This is a genomic window from Endozoicomonas acroporae (assembly GCF_002864045.1).
GTDB lineage: Bacteria > Pseudomonadota > Gammaproteobacteria > Pseudomonadales > Endozoicomonadaceae > Endozoicomonas > Endozoicomonas acroporae.
Map to the genome: position 1 here is coordinate 1 of NZ_PJPV01000181.1, position 3,725 is coordinate 3,725.

Annotated in this window: 6 protein-coding genes; 3 read left to right on the forward strand and 3 right to left on the reverse strand. The window is 49.9% G+C overall.

Annotation, left to right across the window (positions count from 1 at the left end; all coding sequences use genetic code 11):
- A partial coding sequence (locus CX664_RS27280; RefSeq protein WP_219622280.1) for a hypothetical protein occupies nucleotides 1–195 on the forward strand: 195 nt, incomplete at its 5' end.
- 36 nt (nucleotides 196–231) lie between these two features.
- Here CX664_RS27280 and tnpA read toward each other — a convergent pair.
- The gene (tnpA, locus tag CX664_RS28365) at nucleotides 232–633 is read right to left on the reverse strand and encodes an IS66 family insertion sequence element accessory protein TnpA (RefSeq protein ID WP_420810391.1); all 402 of its coding nucleotides are present in this window, start codon (nucleotides 631–633) and stop codon (nucleotides 232–234) included.
- 93 nt (nucleotides 634–726) lie between these two features.
- Here tnpA and CX664_RS23255 point away from each other — a divergent pair, with 93 nt between their 5' ends.
- On the forward strand, nucleotides 727–1,260 hold the full coding sequence (locus CX664_RS23255) for a type 2 periplasmic-binding domain-containing protein (protein ID WP_101749029.1): 534 nt from the start codon (nucleotides 727–729) through the stop codon (nucleotides 1,258–1,260).
- Nucleotides 1,261–1,509: 249 nt separating this feature from the next.
- On the opposite strand, the gene CX664_RS23260 is transcribed toward CX664_RS23255, so the two are convergent.
- Nucleotides 1,510–2,118 (reverse strand): glutathione S-transferase family protein, encoded by a 609-nt coding sequence (locus CX664_RS23260; protein ID WP_101749030.1) that lies wholly within the window; start codon nucleotides 2,116–2,118, stop codon nucleotides 1,510–1,512.
- 12 nt (nucleotides 2,119–2,130) lie between these two features.
- A complete protein-coding gene (locus CX664_RS23265) occupies nucleotides 2,131–3,183 on the reverse strand; it encodes an NADP-dependent oxidoreductase (protein ID WP_101749031.1) in 1,053 nt (350 codons plus the stop codon).
- A gap of 416 nt (nucleotides 3,184–3,599) precedes the next feature.
- Between CX664_RS23265 and CX664_RS25980 the strand changes: the two genes are divergently transcribed.
- On the forward strand, nucleotides 3,600–3,725 hold a 126-nt coding region (locus CX664_RS25980), incomplete at its 3' end, for a YchJ family metal-binding protein (protein WP_276328517.1).

Sequence of the window (3,725 nt, forward strand, 5' to 3'; positions counted from 1 at the left end):
AGACCTGACATGGATCGCTTTCTTTCTTGTTTTCGGCTGTTTGCTGGCTGGTGCCTTCCGGCTTTAGTGGATGTTAACGGGGATGCCGTGTCTGCGGTTACTGAGGAGGAAGGTGACTGCATGCTTTCTTCGGGGATTACCTGTTTCCAGTTGGAGAATCGTCTGGGGATGACAACAATAGAACGTAAACGCTAATTTAACCAGCGTAATAGCCAACCCCGCCGGATCGGCTTATTCTTGAGATGCCTTCACTGCCCAGGGTAGAAGCTGCTCCAGTTTCTCAACCGTTTCGGCACTGTAACTGGCATAGCCGTCAGTTTGCAGGTAACCGCTGAACCCTTCGAACAGGCATTTGATTTTATTGCGGTGGCGATTAGTGAAGGCATAGAGATGGCCGTCAAAAGGATTAGGCAGTGAGACTGTTAAGACTGAGGGTGCCTGGCCAGTTTGATCCTGACGCTGAGCCAGTGACACAGGTACGAAGGCTGTACGGGTATTTGATGATGAAGCAGGCGCGCTCCCGGCCCACAGCTTCTTTTTCCAATAACCAGGCTGTGATGGTCTGACGCCGTTTTGTCGGCACCAGACTTTTTGGCTAAGCCCGGAGTCGTGCCAGGCTTCGATCCGTTGCAGCCATTGTTCTTAAGTGGTTTCTGGGGTGGTCATCGGAGCCTCCATGTAATCAGAGGCTTTATGATCCACGATCAAATCTCAGCGGGGTAGGACGTGGGTTATTTCTGTCTGCTCATCACCGCGTTTAGTAGTCAGGCTGATCAAGTCAATAGAAGTGAACAGCATAAGCCCCCTGAAGCCCTGATTATTGGTGTCGAAGATACCGCCTTTTATCCCCATTACACCACCTCAAAGGCAGGCGAATATACCGGCTATGCACGCGACCTGTTTGATCAATTTCAACAGCATTCAGGGATTCGTATCGAATATCGTCCCATGCCGGTCGAACAGCTGTTTGATGCCCTGGTGTTCGATCCGGGCTTGCCTCATACCCGGGGCACGTATCATTTATCCACCATCAAGTACCCCGGGATCGTGGCCCGGTTTAATGAGTTTCTACAGGAGCAGGCCGAACAGGTGGCTGACCTGAAAGACTTATATGCCGTGGAGAAGGATTTAGATAACGGCTACCTTGGCATGGAAACCTGGAAAGAGGAATGGCTGGCAAGAAAGCGTGTTCGCAGAGTGAACTCAGATCAACCATCGCTGAAGACCGTCTCCACTTACACTACAGAGAAGGCTATTTAAACATCGCTAGGAGCCTGTCCGAGAATAGATTGCCCTACTGCGGTGGCAGCAAATTGGTCTAAAAATTCCGTTTTGTTCGGCAAATAGCCCCGCTATTCACCTCACAAAACGAAATTTTTATCCTCAATTTTCTGCCATCCTCGCTACGGGGTCGCCTAGACGGGCGCTATTCTCGGACAGGCTCCTGGAGAGCTGTTCAGGTTTTGGGTTCAGCAAACCCTGCCTGAACAGCTCAATGACACTTAATAGTTATCCAAAGCTCCTGGCTTTTTGATAAGCACTTCGCTGATGAATGCGCTCAAGGTAAGCCAGAGTATTAGTACGTCCTTCCAGCACGCCTTGAGATTGGGCAATCTCAAGCATAAAGGTCATCATAATATCCGCTGCACTAAAGGTATCGCCCGCGAAATAGGGTGAATCCGCCAGGGTGGATTCGATATACGAAAAATCCAGGGCAAGTTCTTTAGCAAGGTAACCGTCCAGCGGTTGGGTACCGTCTCTTTGCTCCATCTGCAGTAGCAGATTGGCAATCAGAGGCAGGCTCAGAGAACCTTCGGCAAAATGCAGCCACTCCAGGTAGCGGTAATAGCCGGGTGTGCCAGCGTCCGGGCGCAGTCTCTTTTCGGCGTCCTGATCGAGGATGTACTCCATTACGGCACCGGACTCACACATCACCACGTCACCGTCCTCAATCACCGGAGCTTTATTGAGGGGGTGAATTTTTCCAAGGCTGGCAGGCGCTAAACGGGTACTCTCATCCCGTTGATAATGCACTAACTGATATGGCATTTGCAGTTCTTCCAAAAGCCAGATCACACGGGTCGAACGGGATGCATTCAAGTGATGTACAGTAATCATGGAAAACCCCTGTTAAGCCAGGTTATCGGGACCGACACGAACTACAAGTTTGCCAAAGTTCTTGCCTTCAAGAAGACCAATAAAAGCTTCAACCGAGTTTTCCAGGCCGTCCACCAGATGCTCTTTGTAATGGATTTGTCCCTGAGACAGCCACTGTTGCATAGCAGTGAAAAACTCGGGATACCGGTGGCCATAGTCGTCAAATACAATGAAACCCTGCATTTTAACACGCTTGACTAACAGCGTACCCATCAGTGCAGACATCCGGTCCGGCCCCTCCGGTAAGGCAGTGGCATTGTATTGGGAAATCAGGCCACATAAGGGAACTCGGGCGGAAGGATTAAGCAACGGCATAACAGCATCAAAGACACGCCCACCGACATTCTCAAAATAAACATCAATACCGTCTGCACAGGCATTGGCCAGCTGTGTTGGTAAATCTTCTGAATAATGATCAAGACAAGCGTCAAAGCCCAATATCTTAACTGCATAGTCACACTTTTCAGCGCCACCAGCAATACCGACCACCTTACATCCTTTTATTTTGGCAATCTGACCGACAAGGCTGCCCACAGCACCTGTGGCAGCTGCCACCACTACGGTTTCACCTGCCTCAGGCTGGCCAATATCCAGTAAGCCCATATAGGCTGTCAGCCCCGGCATACCCAGCACGCCCAGGCCATACGAAGGCTTGACCAGCGTACTGTCAATTTTGACCAGGTCAGCGCCATTGGACACGCTGAAATCCTGCCAGCCACCACCAGCCACCACCCAGTCACCCACTGCAAAATTGGCATTCCTGGAAAGCTCAACGCGACAAACACTGCCCCCAACCATCACCTCATTAATAGCCACCGGATCGGCGTACGACTTGGCATCATTCATCCGTCCACGCATATAAGGGTCGAGAGACAGATAGACCGTTCGCAACAATACTTCGCCCTCAGCCGGCTCAGGTTTGCTACTGCTGACCAGCTTAAAGTTTTCAGCCGTTGGTGCCCCAGAGGGTCTGGACGCCAGCAGGATTTGTCGATTGGTGTTCTGGGACTGGTTGAAAAGATCCACGGTTTACTCCATTAAAATATTTTGTAGATTAATAAGACAGTGGCTGGATAATCTGCTTGCTTAAGGTTATCTGGCAAGCAGTCTGAAGGTAACTGACCGGGAAATCAATGGTTTCATAGAGGCATCTGACCAGGCAGTAAACTTTGGGGTGATGTCCTGATTAAGTAGTTGGCCAAATGGAATCGTATATTTCTGGCTAAGTGGGCAGTTACTATGCAAGGCGCAACGTAGGGAGCATAGCCGTAGCTATGTGACCGGAGTTGCAACGCCGCAGAGTGACTGCCCACTTAGTCTGAAATATATGATTTCATTTGGTTAACTACTTACCGTCAGTATCTCAAGTTTGGATATCGGTAAATTTCTGAAAAAAAACGTGAGGATGTGGAAAAACATTCACCGAATGTTGCAAGCCTTATATTCAAGGGAAGCCAGCCCCAACAGCTGAAGCATTAATGCGTTCCCGTTATACGGCTTACACACTGAGCAATATTCCCTACCTGGTTGCCACAACACACCCCGGGCAACAGGAAACCATCAAGCAA